Annotated in this window: 10 protein-coding genes and 1 pseudogene; 4 read left to right on the top strand and 7 right to left on the bottom strand. The window is 69.6% G+C overall.

The features are described from left to right. Window positions 1-966 precede the first annotated feature (966 nt). Both OG266_RS38775 and OG266_RS38770 read left to right on the top strand, forming a co-directional pair. Window positions 967-1,857 carry an antibiotic ABC transporter ATP-binding protein gene (locus tag OG266_RS38775; RefSeq protein ID WP_371551499.1) on the top strand — a complete coding sequence of 297 codons (891 nt, stop codon included), beginning with the start codon at window positions 967-969 and terminating at the stop codon, window positions 1,855-1,857. A 2-nt stretch (window positions 1,858-1,859) separates the two neighbouring features. Further along, window positions 1,860-6,407: a caspase family protein gene (locus OG266_RS38770; protein ID WP_371551498.1), complete on the top strand. Its 4,548-nt coding sequence runs from the start codon at window positions 1,860-1,862 to the stop codon at window positions 6,405-6,407. A 46-nt stretch (window positions 6,408-6,453) separates the two neighbouring features. On the opposite strand, the pseudogene OG266_RS38765 reads toward OG266_RS38770, so the two are convergent. The 4 genes and pseudogenes from OG266_RS38765 to OG266_RS38750 all read right to left on the bottom strand — a co-directional run bounded on the left by OG266_RS38765 (window position 6,454) and on the right by OG266_RS38750 (window position 10,418). After that, window positions 6,454-6,908, bottom strand: a pseudogene (locus OG266_RS38765) (DUF5990 family protein). Continuing rightward, window positions 6,902-8,827 (bottom strand): hypothetical protein, encoded by a 1,926-nt coding sequence (locus tag OG266_RS38760; RefSeq protein WP_371551496.1) that lies wholly within the window; start codon window positions 8,825-8,827, stop codon window positions 6,902-6,904. Before OG266_RS38760 ends, OG266_RS38765 begins: the two are co-directional and overlap by 7 nt. A gap of 146 nt (window positions 8,828-8,973) precedes the next feature. Beyond that, window positions 8,974-9,324, bottom strand: a complete 351-nt coding sequence (locus tag OG266_RS38755) for a helix-turn-helix domain-containing protein (RefSeq protein WP_371551494.1) — start codon at window positions 9,322-9,324, stop codon at window positions 8,974-8,976. Beyond that, the gene (locus OG266_RS38750; RefSeq protein ID WP_371553115.1) at window positions 9,321-10,418 is read right to left on the bottom strand and encodes a tyrosine-type recombinase/integrase; all 1,098 of its coding nucleotides are present in this window, start codon (window positions 10,416-10,418) and stop codon (window positions 9,321-9,323) included. Before OG266_RS38750 ends, OG266_RS38755 begins: the two co-directional genes overlap by 4 nt. 172 nt (window positions 10,419-10,590) lie before the next feature. On the opposite strand from OG266_RS38750, the gene OG266_RS38745 reads away from it, so the two are divergent. Continuing rightward, entirely contained in the window at window positions 10,591-12,111 is a 1,521-nt protein-coding gene (locus tag OG266_RS38745; protein WP_371551493.1) for a DNA polymerase Y family protein, read from the top strand. Beyond that, a complete protein-coding gene (locus OG266_RS38740; RefSeq protein WP_371551491.1) occupies window positions 12,104-15,253 on the top strand; it encodes an error-prone DNA polymerase in 3,150 nt (1,049 codons plus the stop codon). The genes OG266_RS38745 and OG266_RS38740 overlap by 8 nt, the downstream gene beginning before the upstream one ends. A 102-nt stretch (window positions 15,254-15,355) precedes the next feature. On the opposite strand, the gene OG266_RS38735 is transcribed toward OG266_RS38740, so the two are convergent. From OG266_RS38735 to OG266_RS38725, 3 genes are all read right to left on the bottom strand, one after another. Continuing rightward, entirely contained in the window at window positions 15,356-16,903 is a 1,548-nt protein-coding gene (locus tag OG266_RS38735; protein ID WP_371551489.1) for a restriction endonuclease, read from the bottom strand. Window positions 16,904-17,331: 428 nt separating this feature from the next. Further along, window positions 17,332-17,727, bottom strand: coding sequence for a DUF6011 domain-containing protein (locus OG266_RS38730; RefSeq protein ID WP_371551487.1), 396 nt, complete (start codon window positions 17,725-17,727; stop codon window positions 17,332-17,334). A gap of 426 nt (window positions 17,728-18,153) precedes the next feature. After that, window positions 18,154-19,152 carry a collagen binding domain-containing protein gene (locus OG266_RS38725; RefSeq protein ID WP_371551486.1) on the bottom strand — a complete coding sequence of 333 codons (999 nt, stop codon included), beginning with the start codon at window positions 19,150-19,152 and terminating at the stop codon, window positions 18,154-18,156. Window positions 19,153-19,174: the final 22 nt, after the last annotated feature.

Below are 19,174 nucleotides of genomic sequence, written 5' to 3'. Positions count from 1 at the left end.
CGCCCGCTGATCAGCACACATAACGCAAGGTACGGGTGTGCACACCCAGTGAGATATGTGGAACTCGGCCACCCGGAGCCGGCTGCAGCCGGAAAGCGACGCCCGGCACTCGTCCGTTCGATTTGCGCCGTGCGCCACGCCCTCGACGTGCCCCCTCGCCAACAGCACGCATCAGAAGGTCAGTTGGATCGACCCGTGGCGCTGGCCTGTCGCCGATCAGGTGAATACCGGCTGGTCACCTTGCTCACATCGAACAAATATCCGATTCTTGTGCTGTGAGAACGCGATCGCTGAGACAGGCTGTCCTGCGGCGGCAGGCGGGCGCCCTACGAGTCCGTGCTGTCGCGCCGGTCTGGTCGGTGTGCGTATCAGATGAATAGTCCGGAGAGAACTGGTGGAGCGGATTATTCGAACCGTCGACAGTTCCCGCCCGTGGCTTCGCCAGGAACGCAGCACTCCGGCGGTCAGCCCGTACGCAGACCTCGTGGCTCGGCACGGAGGATTTCGATGACGAGTCGGGCCGCGGACTTGCCCTGCTCGACCAACTGGCCTTGACCTGGGGCACCTTGCTCGCCGAGGAAGGCAAAGCCGTGTGGTTCTCCGTTCCCTTGCCCGACTCCGCTCACCATCAAGAAGCGAACACGTCGGGCAATGCCGACGGGCTCGCCGAAGTAGCCCCTGCGGCATGCCATGGCCTTTCACCGACGTGCGCCGCCGGGTGGCCCGATGAGCGAGCGCCGCACGGGGACAGCCGAGCCGGCAGCTGCCAGTCCCGCGAGCACCGAACCCGCTCCGGGTGCTCCGCTGAGTGCTGCCGCTTGGGGCCACGTCGCATGTCGGCAGGGCACGCGGTCCGTGCTGGAACGCAAAGCTCGTCGAAGGGTGGTGGGCGGTCGATTCGCCTCCAATGGGTTGAACGCACGGTTAGCCTGTGTGGCTCGGGGTTCGCGTTCGGGGGTGGGTGCGATGGCGCGGGTTGTGCTTGTGCATGGGATCGGCCAGCAGTACGAGGGGCCGGAGTTGCTGTCATTGCGGTTGGGGACAGCGCTGCGTGACGGTGTGCGCTTGGCCGCTGGGATTCGGTTGGCGCCCGACGATGTCGTGTGTGCGTTTTACGGGAACGTGTTTGTCGAGTCGGGTACGCGGTCCGATGAGCTGCCGCCCTGGGATGAGCACGATGTCGAGGATGGGCTGGAAGCGGACCTGCTCGACGCGTGGTGGCAGCAGGCTGCGGCGATCGACGACGAGGTTCCTCCCGCCGAGGAGGAGGACACCCGCGGGGCCGTGGCGTTCGGTGCGTCGCGGCTGCTGTTGTCGCAGCGGGTGCGGGCGGCCCTGGACGCGTTGTCGGGGGCACGGTTTTTCAAGCCGGTGACGGAGCGGATGCTGATCGGTGAGCTGAAGCAGGTGCGCCGCTACCTGGACGAGCCACCCGTCTGGCAGGCGGCGCGCGCCGCGGTAGCGGCGGAGATCAGCGCGGATACCAGGGTGGTGGTGGCGCATTCGCTGGGGTCCGTGGTTGCGTACGAGGCGTTGTGCGAGCATCCGCAGTGGCCGGTGACGGACCTGGTGACGGTGGGCTCGCCGCTGGGCCTGCCGGTGATCTTCCGCCGTCTCAGCCCGCTGCCCGCTCAGGGCTGCGGGGTGTGGCCGGGGAGTGTGGTGCGGTGGACGAACATCGCTGATCCTGGCGACGTCGTCGCCCTCGTGAACACTCTGGAACCTCGCTTCGTGCCCGGGCCTGCCGGAGCAGTGGCCGACCGGACGATCACCAACGGGGTGCAGATGCATGATCTCCAGCGGTATCTGACGGCACCGAAGACCGGGTCCGCGATCGCCGCCGGGCTGCAGGAGTAGCGATGGTTTCTGCACTGCAGCCGACCGGCCCGCCGGGCCGGGGGGACGGGCGCCGTTTCCTGATCACTGCCGGGGTGGAGACCTACCAGGACTCTGGGATCACTGATCTGCCCGGTGCGGTGCGGGACGCGAAACGAGTGCGGGAACTGCTGGAGCCCATGGGCTACACCCACGTGCTTCCCAGCCTCGTCCGCAACCCGACACGGGCCATGCTCGCCGAGGACATCGAGAACTGGGCGGAGCAGACGCTGCTCGGCCCGCAAGACATCGTGGTCGTGTACTTCGCCGGCCACGGCATCCGTGGCCAGGACCGTCACTATCTCCAGTGCACCGACAGCCAGGCCGGCCGCCGAGCACGGGCCTTGCCGGCTGAGGACCTGGCACGCCCGCTGGTGATGAGCGGGGTCGGGCATCTGCTGGTCATGCTGGACACCTGCTACGCCGGGGCCGGCACGCAGGACATCAACCGGATGGCCGGGGACCTCGCCCACCTTCACCGGGAGAGGGCGAACCGGTGGCACTTGGCGGCTGCCCGGGCGAAGGACCGCGCCAAGGACCATGCGTTCGTGGATGCGCTCACCGATGCGTTCACCAACCTCCGCCACGGTGCGACCCAGCAGTTCATGAGCGTGCGGGAAGTCACCGACCGCGTCAACGCGTATTTCGCCGAGCACCGCCCGCTCCAGCAGGCCCGTCTGACCACGTCCGAGACCGACGGCAAGGACCCTTTTTTCCCCAGCCGCATCTTCATCCCCGGCTTGCCCGAAGACGGCATCGACCTCGCCGCCCTGGCCCGACTGCGCCGCCGGCACGCGGGGTTCTTCGGTCCGCGCAGCAGGGGCGTGGAGCATGCCGGCGAGCACGGCGACTACTTCACCGGCCGGACCCGCGCGCTGGACGAACTTGAGGCGTTCCTCACCACGCCCGCAGCTGAGCACGACCGCAAGGCCCGCGTCGTCAGCGGGAAGCCCGGCTCCGGCAAGTCGGCCCTGCTGGGCCGCCTGCTGACGCGCTGCGGCCCCGCACACCCGCAACCGGCCGCAGCGCCCCCGCCCGCGGCGCCGCACCGTGCATCATCGGCGAACGGGGGCAGTCAGCTACGCCCTATCTCCCTGCCGGTGATCGTGCTGCACGCGCGTCGTGCGCCGTTGGAGGATCTGACAGCCGACCTCGCCGCGGCCCTGGGCCTGCCCGCCGATGCTGGCCGTGACGACATCCTCACCGTCCTGGGAGCCCGCACCGACCCGGTGGCTGTCGTGGTCGACTCTCTGGACGAGGCCGGAACAGCCGGCGATGCCCGCGAGAGCCTGCGCGTGGCCCGTGAACTCCTCCAGCCCCTGTCCGTGCTGCCGTCCGTGCGGCTCGTGATCGGCACCCGTCACCCGCAAATCCGTGCTCTTGGCCACGCCGTCCATCTCATCGACCTCGACGAGCCGGCCTACCTCACCACAGGCGACATCTCCGCCTACGCCCAGGCCCTCCTCGAAGACGCCCAGGACCCCCACTCCCGCTCGCCCTACCGTGACCGGCACGATCTGGCGGCTACCGTCGCTGAGGGCATCGCCCGGCGCGCCGGTTCGTCCTTCCTGGTGGCACGGATGACCGCGCGTGCTCTCGTCCACGGCCAGATCCACATCGACACCGGCCAGCCCGGCTGGCGCGAACACCTGCCCAGTGACGCCGGGGAGGCATTCGACGCCTACCTCGACCGCTTCGACACCCACCGTCCCAAGGTAGAACGGCTCCTGCGCCCACTCGCCTACGCCCAGGGAGCGGGGCTGCCCTGGTCCACCCTCTGGGCACCGCTCGCCGAAGCCCTTTCCGGCGTGCCGTGCTCCAACGACGACCTCGACTGGCTCCACACCCACGCCGGCGCCTACATCACCGAAACCGCCTCACCGGACGGATCCGCCTACCGCCTCTTCCACGAGACCATGGCCGAACACCTGCGCCGCCCCGGTCGCGAAGCCGACGACCATGCCCTCATAGCCCGCACACTCGCCCGCATGGTCCCCACCGACCCAGCAACCAACCTCACCGACTGGCCCGCGGCCCACCCTTACATCCCCCGCCACCTCGCCACCCATGCCGCCGCCGGAGACATCCTCAACGACTTCGTACGGGACGCCGAGTACCTGATCCACGCTCACCCCGCCCACCTCCTGAACGCGTTCGCCCTGCACACTCCGGCCATGCAAACGGCCGACGCCCGCCTCGCCGCCGCCATCTACCGCGCCTCCGCCAACATCCACAGCACCCTCACCCCCAACCAGCGCCGTGACATCCTCGCCATCGACGCCGCCCGCTACCAGCAACCCCACCTCGCCGCCCGCCTGTCGCGAAGCCGCCCCTGGACACCCCGCTGGGCCACCGGCACCCTCGTCAACCCCGCCCACCACGCCACCCTCACCGGCCACACCGCCCCGGTGCGCGCGGTGGTGGTGGCGCAGGTCGATGGCCGCCCGCACGCTGTCACCGCCAGCAGCGACTCCACGGTGCGGGTGTGGGACCTGGAGGCGGGAACCGAAGGCCCCATCCTCACCGGCCGCACCGCCTCGGTGCGCGCGGTGGTGGCGGTGCAGATCGACGGCCGCCCGCACGCCGTCACCGCCAGCGCCGATCGCACGGTGCGGGTGTGGGACCTGGTCGATGGCCGCCGGCAGGCTGTCACCGCCAGCGCAGACTGCACGGTGTGGGTGTGGGACCTGGAGGCGGGAACCGAACGCGCCACCCTCACCGGCCACACCGACTTGGTGACCGCGGTGGCGGTGGCGCAGATCGACGGCCGCCCGCACGCCGTCACCGCCAGCGAGGACCGCACGGTGCGGGTATGGGACCTGGAGGCGGGAACCGAACACGCCACCCTCACCGGCCACACCGACTCGGTGACCGCGGTGGCGGTGGCGCAGATCGACGGCCGCCCGCACGCCGTCACCACCAGCGAGGACCGCACGGTGCGGGTATGGGACCTGAAGGCGGGAACCGAACACGCCACCCTCACCGGCCACACCGACTCGGTGACCGCGGTGGCGGTGGCGCAGATCGACGGCCGCCCGCACGCCGTCACCACCAGCGACGACTCCACGGCGCGGGTATGGGACTTAGGGGTGGAAGCCGAAGGCGCAATCCTCACCGGCCACACCGACTCGGTGACCGCGGTGGCGGTGGCGCAGATCGACGGCCGCCCGCACGCCGTCACCACCAGCGAGGACCGCACGGTGCGGGTATGGGACCTGGAGGCGGGAACCGAACACGCCACCCTCACCGGCCACACCGACTCGGTGACCGCGGTGGCGGTGGCGCAAATCGACGGCCGCCCGCACGCCGTCACCACCAGCGAGGACCGCACGGTGCGGGTATGGGACCTGAAGGCGGGAACCGAACACGCCACCCTCACCGGCCACACCGACTCGGTGACCGCGGTGGTGGCGGCGCAGATCGACGGCCGCCCGCACGCCGTCACCACCAGCGACGACTCCACGGCGCGGGTATGGGACTTAGGGGTGGAAGCCGAAGGCGCAATCCTCACCGGCCACACCGACTCGGTGACCGCGGTGGCGGTGGCGCAGATCGACGGCCGCCCGCACGCCGTCACCACCGGCGAGGACCGCACGGTGCGGGTGTGGGACCTGGAGGCGGGAACCGAACACGCCACCCTCACCGGCCACACCGACTCGGTGACCGCGGTGGCGGTGGCGCAAATCGACGGCCGCCCCCATGCCGTCACCGCCAGCGAGGACCGCACGGTGCGGGTGTGGGACCTGGAGGCGGGAACCGAACACGCCACCCTCACCGGCCACACCGACTCGGTGACCGCGGTGGTGGCGGCGCAAATCGACGGCCGCCCCCATGCCGTCACTGCCGGCGACGACTGCACGGTGCGGGTATGGGACCTGGAGGCGGGAACCGAACGCGCCACCCTCACCGGCCACACCGGCTGGGTGACCGCGGTGGCGGTGGCGCAGATCGACGGCCGCCCGCACGCCGTCACCGCCAGCGAGGACGACACGGTGCGGGTATGGGACCTGGAGGCGGGAACCGAACACGCAATCCTCACCGGCCACACCGGCTGGGTGACCGCGGTGGCGGTGGCGCAGATCGACGGCCGCCCGCACGCCGTCACCGCCAGCCTCGACTGCACGGTGCGGGTGTGGGACCTGGAGGCGGGAACCGAACGCGCCACCCTCACCGGCCACACCTACTCGGTGAACGCGGTGGCGGTGGCGCAGATCGACGGCCGCCCGCACGCCGTCACCACCAGCGACGACTCCACGGCGCGGGTATGGGACCTGGAGGCGGGAACCGAACACGCCACCCTCACCGGCCACACCGACTCGGTGACCGCGGTGGTGGCGGCGCAGATCGACGGCCGCCCCCATGCCGTCACCGCCAGCGACGACCGCACGGTACGGGTGTGGGATCTGGTTTCAGCCCGTCCCATAGCAGTGACCTACACACCGCTGCTGCTCTACGCGCTTGTTGTGCATGGCAGCGCCACCATTTTAGGGATGACAAGCGAGATTGTGGTCCTTGAGCGAATGCAGGAATAGTGAGAATTTCGGCGCCTGAGCCTGTCCCACACCGGCCTGGCAGGCGTCAGGGGGTGGGCGCCGACCAGTCGATGAGGGGAGGTCGGACGGCCGCGCACAGCGGGTGGCCACGCTGATCGGTCAGGCCGAGTCGGCCGACGAGCAGCCTTGCTCTACTGCGGTGTACAAGACCGCCGGCGTGATGCCGTTGAACCACAGCTTGCCGCGTCGGAACGTCGTGAACACACCGTCGTCCACCGTCCCCCAGGACAGGCAGATGAAACGGCCGCCTGGCCGCCCTTGCACGTACGGGCCACGCAGGTCCCAGCCCGATGCCGTGGCCCTGGCGGTGGCCTCCAGGGCCCGCGTGGCCGCTGCGGCGTCGCCCGGTTGCAGGTCGAGGAATTCCTCGCACCGCTCCCGCCGCTGCACGCCCACATGGATGTTGCGACAACCGGGAAAGCCGGGTGCTTGCCCCCACTCCCGGCCGGGCAGTTGCGATGCCTCGATCCGGATCAGCACACCCCCATCATCCCGCGCGGCTCGCGACTCGCTGCCCGGATCGCTTGGCGGCGAGGCGTCTCACGCACGAGGGCTGATGATGCGGCAGATATCCGCGCCGGTGCACGAGGCCGGCTCGGTGTCGGCGGCTCGTTGCGCCAGCTCGTGCAGGGCTGCGCGGGGTCTGGCGCAGTTCTGCCATACGGCGGTTGATGGAGGCCGCCCGCCGGCCAACAACAACGCTCAGTCCGCGTTCGTTCGATTTGCGCCGTGCACCACTCCCGCGACGCGCCCCCTCGCCAACAGCACGCACCGGAAGGCCAGTTGGATCGACCTCCGGTGCCGGCTTGCTGCCGATCAGGTGAATACCGGCTGGTCACCTTGCCTGGATCGAACAAATATCCGATTCTCGTGCTGTGAGAACACGACCGCCGAGACAGGCTGGCCAGGATCGGCGACGGCAGTTGGGCCGCCAGATGCATCAGGGCGCTGTTGCGTGCGCTGCGGATGCGGGGCATTCCGAGATCGCGAAGGCGCCGGCCCAGGGCGAGATCGGTGAGTGGCCGGCCGGGGGCGCCGCCGGGGAAGAGCCAGGTGCGCTGCTGATCGGGGTAGCTGGAGTGGCCGCGGCGGCCGACCAGGTCGCGGACCAGGTCGGCCAGCGGATCCGGCAGGACGATCATGTCCGTACTGAAGCGGACTTCGACGCGGCGGTCTCCCAGGTGTACGTCCCCGACCGTGAGAGTGCTGATCCGGGACAGCGGCTGGGCGAAGAGCAGGACGAACAGGCCAGCGACGCGCAGCTCGATGGCCGCATACTGGGTGTGCAGCAGCTCGTTCACCAGCGCCCAGCGGTCGTCGTGATCCATCCCCGCGGTCGGCTCGCTCTCCGGCGGCCGGTGCACGGTCACGTCGCCGGTCAGCCGGCGGGAGCGCGCCCAGGTCAGGAACGGCGCTATGTAGTTGCGCCCACCGGGGACCTCGCACAGCCACTGGTCCAGATCTGCCTGCCGCAAGGTGGGCAGATCCTGCCCGCGCTGCTCCAGCCAGGCCAGCAGAGCGGCGGCGCGGCTGATGCAGGAGCGGGCCCGGTGCGCCCGGGCGTAGCTGACGGGCGCGGTAGCGGAGCTGGCGTGCAGCCTTCGCAGAACCTGCCAAGTGGCGTAGGTGCGCACGATGCGAGCCTGCTCAGCCGGCCGGTCGGCGAGCAGACCGTCCAGCCACGGCGCCAGGCGGGCCAGGTGGAGCTGGCGCTCGGGGAGGACACCCACGACGACGAGGAAATCGCGCAGGAAGTCCACCCAGCCAGTGCGCGGCAGGGCGTCCAAGCACTCGTGGCTGATCGCCACGCGTCCGGCGGCCATGTCCCCAAGCAGGACAGCGGCCTTGCTGATCTGCATCCAGTAGATCGTCGACTTGGGCCGCTCCGTGGCCAGGAGCGCATCGAGCGCCGGCCGCAGCCGTGGGTGCACCTCCCCATCCGGGGCGGTGAGCAGCATGGTGGCGCGCTCGGCCAGCACGCACGCCGCGCAGTGGCGCCCGTAGTGGTGCTCCTCGCTGCCGCATCGCCGGCAGGCGAACGGTGAACGGCGCCCGGCGCACCTCGCGCACACCCGCCGCCCCGGTGCCCGCGGGTCGGGGAAGATCACCACGGTGGGCTGCTCGCAGCTCGGGCAGGGGTGCACCGAGCGGCACAGCGCCCCGTAGCAGTGCTTACAGATCGGGCTGTCGGGCAGGTCGACGCGGAAGACCGGGCGCACGTTCCGGCAGCGTGCGCAGCGCACCAGCCGGCGTGGGCTGCAGCTGCCGCACAACGGGCCCTGCGGCGTGCGCGAGTCGGCCCAGCTGCGCCGGCCGCAGCGGATACAGGTCACCTGCACGTCCAGCTCGTGCCGGTAGCAGCGCAGGCACAGCGGCCCCTCGGCCAGGCGCCGGTTCACCGGCCGAAGCCGTCCGCAGCGAATGCACGGCTCCTGGCGCCGCCGCGCGTAGCACGCCTTGCACAACCCGCCGGTCTCGCCGACCAGGCGCAGCTCCAGCCCGTCACGCCGGCACTCTGTGCAGCGCCCGCGGGGCCGCTGGTAGTTCAGCTCGACTCCTCGGGCGGCTTGACGATCCGGGCGCGTACCGGCCGCAGCTCACCGACGCCGGTGCTCCCGGCATGCTGGTCGCCGGCCGCGGCGTCCTGGCGCTGGGACTGCGGGAGTTCGAGCGGCTCGATGAGGTCGTTGGGTGTGCAGGTCAGGATGTCGCACAGGGCAACGAAGACCTCCATGTTCAGCCGCTGGGGCGGCTGGGTGACCAGCCGGTAGACCTGCTCACGGGACAGGTGCACGCCCCGCTCGGCGAGCCGTGGCACCAGATCGGAGGTCTGGAACATGCCCCGGGCGGCCATCAGCTGCCGCAGGTGCCAGTGAAAGGTCATCTTCCGCGTCATCGCGGGCCGCCTCCTTGTGGTGCGTAGACCCGGGCCAGTGCCCGCGCCAGTACCTGGTTTTTGAAGTCGTTGCTCACCGAGGTGTAGATCGCCGTCGCCGACGCACTGCGGTGGCCGACCTGCTCGCGCACGAACTGTTCCGGATAACCGAACTCGATCAAGTGAGTGATGTAGCTGTGGCGCAGGCAATGTGGCACCAGGGCCTTGTCCAGGCCGAGTTCGTCGCGCAGCTCGGCGAACCGCGTGTCCACGTAGTCCACCGACACCCGGCTGGCCCGTTCGGTCAGCCACAACGCCGGATGCCCCGCCCCGCGCATCCGCGGCCGGGCCTCCTCCACCCACTGGGTCAGGCCCTCGATCGCCCAGTCGAACTCCGGCACGCTCAGCACGGTGCGCCGGCGCGGCGGACTGCCGCGCACCGCCTTGCCGTAGCGCACGTGCAGCGACCCGTACCGGCCCCACTCCTGCACGTGTGGATTCGGCCGCAGATCCGGAAGGTCCAGGCGGACCAGCTCCCGACGGCGCAGCCCCCAGGCGTACTTGACCTTGAACAGCATCGCGTCCCGCAACGCCGCCATCGCGCCCTTACGGCCCCTATCCACGATCCGCTGCACCCGGGCATCCGCATGATCGAAGAACGCCTGCAGCTCCTCGTGCGTCATCGGCCGCCGCTCAGGACGGCCCTCGTACTCATTCAGGTGGGCGACGGTGTTGTACTCGTGGCAGATCTGCACCGGGGCCTGGCCGAAGCGTTCCAGGCAAGTCGCCTGCCAGCCGTAGCGGGCATCGACGAGGTAGTCGCAGAACAAGCCCACGTCCATCTGGTAGCCCCGGATCGTCGAGTGAGCTCGCTGCTTGGCGCACAGCGCCACGGTGAAGTCCTCGACATCGCCGGGCCCCCAACTCCACGGGTAGTCGCCACTGAAGTCCCGGAAGCGCCGCAGCAGCGACAACCGCGGATTGATCGTTGCGGGCTGCAGGAACCGGCTCTGCTGCTGCCTCGCCCAGCCCTCCAGCATCGCCTCGAACACCGCTGCGGCCTCGTCGAGGTGGATCACCCCCTCAGCGAGCACCAGGTGCGCCGCGCCCGGCATGTCCACTCGGCGCATACCACCTCCCGCTGTTGCATCAGCCGCAACATTGTTGTGCTAGAGCCAGCGTTGGGGCAACCCCGCAGGTCGTGGCGACAGCACACCGCTCCGCGCCCGACGTCGCGAACCGGACGTTGCAGGAGGGGTGTTGCATCAGATGAATAATCCGGAGAAAGTGCGTGCACTAGCGATCTGGACGATGGACTGGCCCGTGATGGCCGCGGGCGCGGATCACGACGAGCCCGTGGCGATCATCGCGCGGGAGCGGGTGTTGGCCTGTTCGAGGGAGGCCCGCCGGCAGGGCGTAAGGCGCGGGATGCGGGTACGCCAGGCATCCGGACGCTGTCCGCAGCTCAGGCTGCTCGACCGGGACCCCGAGGCGGAGGTGCGGGCGTTCGAGCCGGTGCTGCGTCTACTGGAGAAGCGCGTCGCTCCGCACATGGAAGTCCTGCGGCCCGGCCTGATCGCCGTGCCCGCTCGCGGACCCGCCCGCTATTTCGGCGGCGAGCAGGCCCTGGTGGAGCACATCACATGCGTACTCACCGGCGCCGGGGTCGAATCACGTACCGGCGCGGCGGACACCGTGTTCGCTGCCGCCCTGGCGGTGCGGGCCGGGCAGGTCGGGGACCTGGTGCCAGCCGGGCAGACCGCGGACTTCCTGGCCCCGTATCCGGTGGGGGTGCTGGGCCGCCCACGGCTGTCTCACCTGCTGCCCCGCCTGGGCATCACCACCTTGGGAGCGTTCGCGGCGCTGCCGGGTGACCGGGTGCTGGCCCGGTTCGGACACGACGGCGCCGCGGCACAACGCACCGCCCGCGGCCAGGAGGCCCAGCCGCTCAACACATCCGGGGCGGATAGTGACTACAGCGTGGCCGAGGCGTTCGAACCGCCCGAGGACAATCTCGAGCCGGTCACGTTCATTGCCAAAGCCCTCGCCGAACAGCTTCACGCCCGCCTCGCGCGGGCCGGCGCGGTGTGTGCCAGGCTGCAGGTCGAAGTGGGCCTCACGAGCGGGCTGCGCCTGTCGCGGCTGTGGCGACACGAGGGTCGGCTGTCGGCGCTGGCGGTCGCCGAACGGGTGCGCTGGCAGATCGCCGCCTGGGCCGAGACCGGGCAACTCAACGCCTCCGCGGCGGGGATCACCACACTGCGGCTGGTCCCGGAGGGACTGTCGGCGGCGACCGGGCGGCAGTCGTTGTTGTTCGGGCCGCGGATCGCGCCGGAGGAGCTGGAGCATGCCGCGGGGCAACTGCAGGCGATGCTCGGACACCGCGCGGTGGTACGTCAGGAACTCGCCGGAGGCCGCGGTCCGGGCGAGCGGATCGTGGACATCCCGTACGGCGATGCGCGCTCGCGTCCGTTGGTGGAGGGGACGTGGCCGGGCCGGCTGCCGGCCCCGCACCCGGCCGTCGTCTACCGCACGCCGCGCCCGGCCCAGGTGATCGGGGCAGATGGCGGCCCGGTCGGGGTGAGCGGACGCACCCTGCTCACCCAGGCCCCGGCCGCGCTGTCCATCGACGGCGCCGCGCCGGTGGCTGTGACCGGGTGGACCGGACCGTGGCCGGTGCTGGAGGACTGGTGGATCCCCGCCCAGGCCCGCCGCCTTGCGCGCCTGCAGGTCGCCTGCGCGGACGGCCGCGCCTGGCTGCTGCACATCCGAGACGGCCGATGGGCGGTGGAGGCGCTCTATGGCTGACCCTCGCGGGAAGGTGCTGCACTTCCCCGGCAGGCGCGCCGCGCCGACGCCCGTGGGCGGCGGCTGGGCAGAGTTGCACGTGCACTCCGCCGGCTCGTTCCTCTTCGGCGCCAACCACGTGGAGGCGTTGGTCGCCGAGGCCGTCCGCCTCGGTATCGAGTCCCTGGCGATCACCGACACCAACGGGCTCTACGGCGCGAGACGTCTGGCGGAGGCCGCGGGCGAGTACGGCATCGGCACCATCTACGGCGCCGAACTCACCCTGGACCAGTGCCTCGGGTCGATCGTGGTGATCGCCCGCAGCCTGCTGGGCTTCACTCGGCTGTCCGCGGCGATCAGCGCCGGGCAGCTGGCCGGTGCCAAGGGCGCCCCGGTCTACGACCTCGACGCGCTGTCGGCTGCCGCGCACGAGGGCCAGTGGGCGATCCTCACCGGCTGCCCCGCCGTCGGCGAGGCGGCGTACGACACCGACGCCATCCATGCCCGGATGGACCGGCTGGTGGACCTCTTCGGCCGCACCCACCTGCACGCCGAACTCGTCGATCACCGGCTGCCCGAAGACGGCCCGCGCAACGCCGCCGTGCACGCGGTGGCGCAGCGATGGCGACTGCCCGTGGTGGCCACGAACGCGGTCCGCTACGCGGCCCCGCGTTCTGCGCGGCTGGCGGCGGCGCTGACCGCGCTGCACCGCCGCGAGAACCTCGACACCGCGATCGGGGAGTTGCCGCCGGCCCCGACGGCGCATCTGCGCACCGCCGAGGAGATGCGCATCCTCATGGCCCGCTACCCGCAGGCCATCGCATCCGCCGTCGATCTCGCCCGCAGCAGCGTCATCGACCTGAGCAAACTGCGCCCGCAGCTGCCGGACTTCGAGGTGCCCGCCGGGCACACCCCCGGCAGCTATCTGCGCCACCTCGCGGAGGAAGGCTGCGCCCGCCGGTACGGGCCGCGTACCGCCCCGGCAGCCGGGGCGGCGTGGAAACAGCTCGACTACGAACTGTCCGTGATCACCGACATGGGCATGCAGGGCTACTTCTTGATCTGCTGGGACATCACGCGGTACGCGGCCGAGCAGGGGATCTGGTGCCAGGGGCGCGGCAGCGCCGCCTCCTCGGTGGTCTGCTACGCGCTGGGCATCACCTCGGTCGACGCACTCAAGCACGGCCTGCTCTTTGAGAGATTTCTGCACGCCGAAAAGACCGACCCGGACATCGACATCGATTTCGAGAACGACCGCCGGGAGGAGGTGATCCAGTACCTGTATGCCAAATACGGCCGGTCGCACTGCGCACAGGTGGCGAACCTCATCACCTACCAACCCCGCCTGAGTGTGCGGGATTCAGCACGCGCCCTCGGTTATCCCATGGCACGGATCAATGAGATGACCCGCCATATTCACCACGAACCGCCCGGACCCGAGGTCGACATCCCCGCCGATGTACGCTCCCTCGCAGGACAACTACACACCCTGCCACGGCATTTGGGTATCCATGTCGGAGGGATGGTGCTGACCCGCCAGCCCATCGGGGAAATCATTCCGGTCGAATGGGCCACCCGAGAAGGCCGCTCGGTACTGCAAGGCGATAAAGACGATGTTGCCGCCGCCCATCTTCTGAAAATTGACATCCTAGGATTGGGCATGTTGGCCGCATTGCACACCGCATGCGACCTCATAGCCGAACACCACGGAATCAGACTGGACATGGCCTCGATTCCGCAGGACGACCCGGACGTGTACGCCATGATTGCCGCAGGTCAAACCATAGGCGTGTTCCAGGCCGAGTCAAGGGCGCAGGTCTCGACCCTGCCGCAGCTTCAGCCCCGATGTTTCGAGGACCTCGCAGTGGCCGCCTCAATCATCAGGCCGGGCCCAATTCAGGCCGGCTCAAAACATCCGTATTTGCGGCGACGGGCCGGCCTGGAGCCCGTAACCTATCCGCACCCGCTCGCCGAACCAGCACTTTCCAAAACTCTCGGGGTCGCTTTGTGGCAAGAGCAGGCCATGGCCCTGGCCATCGACTGTGCAGGTTTTACCCCGGGCGAGGCGGACCGTCTCCGTAAGGCGATGGCCGCCAAGCACTCTCCCGAAAAGGTGGCACAGCTGCGCGGACGACTACTTGCCGGGATGACTGCCAAGGGAATCGACCAAGCCGCCTCCGAGCGCATTGTGGGCATGATAGAAGCGTTTTCGGATTATGGATTCCCGCAGTCTCACGCCCAGTCGATGGCGGGCATCATTTATGCCAGCGCCTGGGTGAAGTACCACTTTCCGCACGCCATGCTTGCGGGGATTATGGCGCATCTCCCGATGGGTTTCTACGACTCGCAGACGCTCATCCAGGATGCCAAGCAGCACGGCATCGAGGTCCGGGGTGGCGACATTCAGTGCTCCGGTGTGCACGCCACGCTCGAGCCTCACGCCGATCAGCCGGAGCGACGGCCGGCGATCCGCCGCGGACTGACCTCCGTGACCGGGATCAGCGAGGAGATCGCCGAGCGGATCCTGACCGCGCGCGGCACCGTGGCGTTCCGCTCGGTGGCCGACGTCGCCCGCCGCACGCGGCTGTCGGCGAAGCTGATGGAGCAGCTGGCCACCGCCGGGGCGTTCGATGGCCTCGGCGTGGACCGGCGCACCGCCCTGTGGTCGGCCGGCGCCTATACGGGCGAGATCCAGGACGTCCTTCCGGGGTTGGACGACCTGGCGCCCGCGCCGGAGTTGCCGGTCATGACCACGGCCGAGGCCACTGCCGCCGACCTCGATGCCTCTGGCGCCAGCGCCACCGCCCACCCGGCGCAGCACCTCCGTGCTCTGCTGGCCTCACAGGGGGCGCTGCCCGCACGCGAGGCGCGTGACCTGGCCGACCAGACCCGGGTGCGGGTCGGCGGACTGGCCAAGTACATCCAACGGCCCCCGACGGCCAAGGGGGTGGCGTTCGGTGCCCTGGAGGATGAGACCGGCATGATCAACCTGGTCTTCTCTCCCCCGGTCTGGGAACGCACGCGCGAGGCAGTCCTCGGCGCCCCTGCGGTGCTGCTGGAGGGACACATCGAGCGAGACCGCGGCTCGGTCAACATGATCGTGCACCGCGCGCACGCACTCGCGGGCCTGACCCGGGCTCATCAGCCGGGGCGATTCAGGTGACGATCCGAGGGAATCAAAGCCTCACCCGCGCCCGCGACAGGGCCATCGTGACGCCCGCCGGGCGTCACGCGCGGCGAAGCGGTTCGGCCGCAAGGTCCGGAGCTATCGGAGCCCGACTGCTCGAAGCGCCCGCTCGTCCCCCTCGTACGGGTAGAAGTGGCCGTGGTCGAGGCTCGTCTGGAGCAGCACCCCCTCTTCCTTGTCGGCATGAAACAGCGACAGAGCAGCGCAGTCCTTGCACTTCTCGCAGGTGAGGAACGGGCTCAGCCGATGGAGTCCTTGGTCGCGGTCAGCCAGGTACAGGACGTGGCCGATGCGTTCCGGTCCGGCGTAACACAGGCTCTCTGTGGGAACGACCGGGTGGTCGCCCATCAACCGCCGAAAGGTGACGGTGTCCGACTGCTCGTGGGGATCCCACACCACGTTGGTCACATCGAGCAGCTGCAGGTCAGCGAGGAACCGTGCTCGGTCGAGGAGGAAGCGCAGGCCGTCTTGAGCCTCCTTCAACTTGGCGGCCGAGACAGCGGGAAGGTCTTCACGCCCGTGGGCCCTGCTGTTGCGCTTGGTGCCCAGGCTTCGGCACGCTGCCTCGGCCTCGTCGTCCGCAAGGAAGACTGCGAGCTCATGGAGGGGGTGCTCGGGGGGAAGGCGGGACATTCCCTCCGCTGTTGGAATCTGCTGGAGGATGCGCTGCCAGTCTCCGAAGCCGGGGCCGCCGGGCCCGGTTGCGATCTTCTTGTTGAACGCTCTGATGGCCTTGCAGGTGATGCCGGCCTCATGCGCCAGAGCGGTCGTGAGAAGCGCGCTGTATCCAAGCAGGGTTTCCGCGGCCTTGAGTACGGCCGCGTACTCCTTCGCCTGGGCATCGTCCTGGCCGTCCGCGCTCTTCTGTGCTTCGACGTTCCGCCAGCGCAGGGCGATCGGATAGGGGTATCGCGTGCGGACGATGAAGTCCGGATCGTCGAGTTGGGCAGCAGCTACAGACCGGAGCCGGGTCAGCTGGCCGGTAGTGATAATGCGCCGCCTGGCCTCCTCCGGGCTCCCGTTCCTGTCGAAGACCGACTGCGCAAGCGCGCCGGCTTCGGCCGCCATTTCACCCAGCCGCTGCCCGGCGGCAGCAAGATCTGCCAGAGCTGCGGACAGCGCCTGGTCTTCATTCGGCAGGTCCAGCGCCTTGACCGAGGAGAGCCTGAGGTGCTGTTGCCCGGATGTCCCGGCTTTGAGATCTCCGACGGTATCGGAGCGCAGGAACGCGAGGATTAGACGGGCGTGCTCCGGCGACAAGGATTTGGTCGGGCGGAGCACGAAGAGGCTGCGCACAGCAACGGCCGGTAGATCGGCTTCCTGTACTAGAGCAGCCTTCGGCCGACCGGAAATCACCGATGACAGCAAGATGTCGCCGGCGCGGAGACGAAGCCGCTCCGGCGCATCGTTGCGCCAGTCATCGACTTCCGGATCCGGTTCCGCGATCACACCATCTCGCCCAATGTTTTTCAGCCAGATGAGGCGGACAGCGTCCGAGTCGGCCGGCCCGCAGGCGCCGTCTGCGGCCCGACGGTCAAAAGCCCATCCGTTGAAGACCGTACTGAACACCGATTCGAACGGCAGGCGGTCCGGCGACGACTCTTCGTGCTGCTCTGTGCTGGACAAGGCCCCCCAGGATCGTGATGCCGAGATCTTACGATGTTGGATGAATGCGCCGTCAGGCGTATTGGCCTGGTGCTTGGTTGGCGCATGACCAGCACTCCGCTCCGACACCTTGAGGGTTCTCGATCACCCGGCACCGCCAGCCCCGGTAGTCAACGAAAACTCGCCGGTTCGCTCTGCCCCGGGGCACCCCTCCGCGCCGAGAGGAACGTCAGGAGCGGCCGGATGCCCGCTCCAGAATTGCGCTACGTCTCACGTTCCAGACTTCGGTTCAGCAGCCTCGGTAAGACGGCCCACAGTGGCCGTCCAGGCACCGGCGTCCTTGACTGGTCCACGACGCCCGCTGCCTGCCCGCACCCCTCCACGATCGCGCTCCGAGCGCGAATGAAGCCCCTGCTCGTCGAGCAGGGACTCCCTATGCCGCAACGTACTCAGATGAGCAGATAACGGGCGCAGGTCGGCCCGTACCCGGCCAGACGGGATAGCTCGTCAGTGAGGGGGCGCCCACACTCCCGGCACGACGAGGACAGGCCCCCGCTGGTCGGCTGGCACTGCGGGGACGGCGACGGGCCCCGGCCGGTTGGCCGGCCGTCGTCGCGGACGGAGGAGAACAAGGAGGTGACGGCGACTGCCGCGACGGTGGTGACGATAGGCACAACGTGCGGGCGGGCGACCATGGCGGCCTTCACAGCCTGCTCGCGGACACGGGCGGCGGCGGTCGCCGCGGTAGCCCGGATGCGGACTGCGCGGCCCCGCTTGCCGCCGTCGGCCACATCAGTCGGGGTGGTGCGCGGCGTCCACCGCCGATATCGGGAGGCGTCATCCATGGTGCGGCCCTTCGTGATCTGACGGTTAGTCAAAGCTATTGTGCAGGCACCCCGCACGCGATGTGCGAGGTCCGGAAATCGGACGGGTCTAGCCCTCGCTACCCCCACTTTCGTCCAGACCCTGGACCCGATGATGGATGCCTTCACCACCGGCAAGACCGCGGCGGTCGCCGAGGCATCCACCCGCCTCCTGCTGGACCTGGCTGGCTGGCGTGGCCAGGTCTGCCGGCGGTCATGCAATTCCCCATCAGCAGCGCCGCCTACCCTGGTCACCCGGTCGAGGATTTTGGCCTTTCCGCCCGGAACGTCAGACCAGAGCGTCCAATTGGCGCCTCCATCAGCAGGCCCCACCTAAGCGCCCACGACAAAGCCCCCGGAATCGAACGATCCGATTTCCGGAGGCTTTGCGGAGTGAAGCGGGTGAGGTCAGCTCATGGTGGAGCCGTCGTCGGTGGAGTTGTCCGCGCGCCGGCGACGGGCCGCGAAGAGGGCGCCTCCGCCGGCAGCGATCAGGACTCCGGCCCCGGCGATCAGCCACGGGGTGGCGTCGGCGCCGGTATGCGCGAGAGAGCCCGCAGAGGCGGGGACCGCGGTGCTCGACGCGGTCTCGTCGGAGGCAGGGGTACCCGAGGCGGACGGCGCCGGGTTGTCCTCATCCTTGTCGGTCTTGTCCGGGGTCGGCTGGTTGCTTGGCTTATCGGTCGGCTTCTCCGTGGGCGGCGGGGTGGTGACGGTCTTGGCGTTGGTGACGGTCACGGTCACGGGATCGCCCGGCTTGGCCTTGAATTCCTTCACGGACGTGTAGATCTCGTAGCCAGCGGGCGCCTTCACCTGTTCGACCCAGAAGTCGCTGCCGGTGCGGGAGTTGATAGGTACTTTGCCGCTGGCCGTTCCGTCGGAGCCGGTCGTCAGCGTCCGGATGGTCTTGTCGCCGCTGCCGATGTTGACCGTGGATCCAGCAAGCAGCTTGCCGGTCTTGTCGTCCCTGGCCTTCAGCCGAACTGAGGCGGGCTTGAACGGGTCGATGATGGTCAGCGGGGTGTCGGCACCCGGGGTGACGATGACGTCCTGGTCGTCGACGACCTCGTGCAACGGGCTGCCGCTGGCGACTTCCTTGAGCCGGTAGACACCAGGCGCGAGGTCCTGGAAGGCCAGCTGGCCCTCCGCGTTGGTGGTGCCGCCGGCGGCCTGCTTACCGGTGGAGTCGAGCAGGGTGAACGTGGCGCCGGCGACAACATCGCCGCCCGGGTCCTTCTTCAGGATGGTGACGCCGCCGTTCCCGGCCGCGCTCAGCGGAGTGACGGACGTGGACGGGGTCGGCTCGGGGGTGTTCGCGGAGGCGGCTGGGGCCAAGGCCACCGCGCCGGTCACTGTGGCAACGGTGACGGCCACGGCGGACAGGCGGCGGGCGGAACGGGTAGGCAAGAAGAAACTCTCCTGGAGGGGA

Origin of the sequence: Streptomyces sp. NBC_00554 (genome assembly GCF_041431135.1) — a bacterium.
GTDB lineage: Bacteria > Actinomycetota > Actinomycetes > Streptomycetales > Streptomycetaceae > Streptomyces.
Note: the sequence above shows the minus strand (reverse complement) of the source record. Positions and strands in the feature narration are given on the sequence as shown.

Bases quoted from the DNA above. Each gene is read 5' to 3' on its own strand.
- OG266_RS38755 (WP_371551494.1), bottom strand. From the start codon at position 9,324: ATGACGCGGAAGATGACCTTTCACTGGCACCTGCGGCAGCTGATGGCC.
- OG266_RS38750 (WP_371553115.1), bottom strand. From the start codon at position 10,418: ATGCCGGGCGCGGCGCACCTGGTGCTCGCTGAGGGGGTGATCCACCTC.
- OG266_RS38775 (WP_371551499.1), top strand. From the start codon at position 967: ATGGCGCGGGTTGTGCTTGTGCATGGGATCGGCCAGCAGTACGAGGGG.
- OG266_RS38740 (WP_371551491.1), top strand. From the start codon at position 12,104: ATGGCTGACCCTCGCGGGAAGGTGCTGCACTTCCCCGGCAGGCGCGCC.
- OG266_RS38730 (WP_371551487.1), bottom strand. From the start codon at position 17,727: ATGGATGACGCCTCCCGATATCGGCGGTGGACGCCGCGCACCACCCCG.
- OG266_RS38770 (WP_371551498.1), top strand. From the start codon at position 1,860: ATGGTTTCTGCACTGCAGCCGACCGGCCCGCCGGGCCGGGGGGACGGG.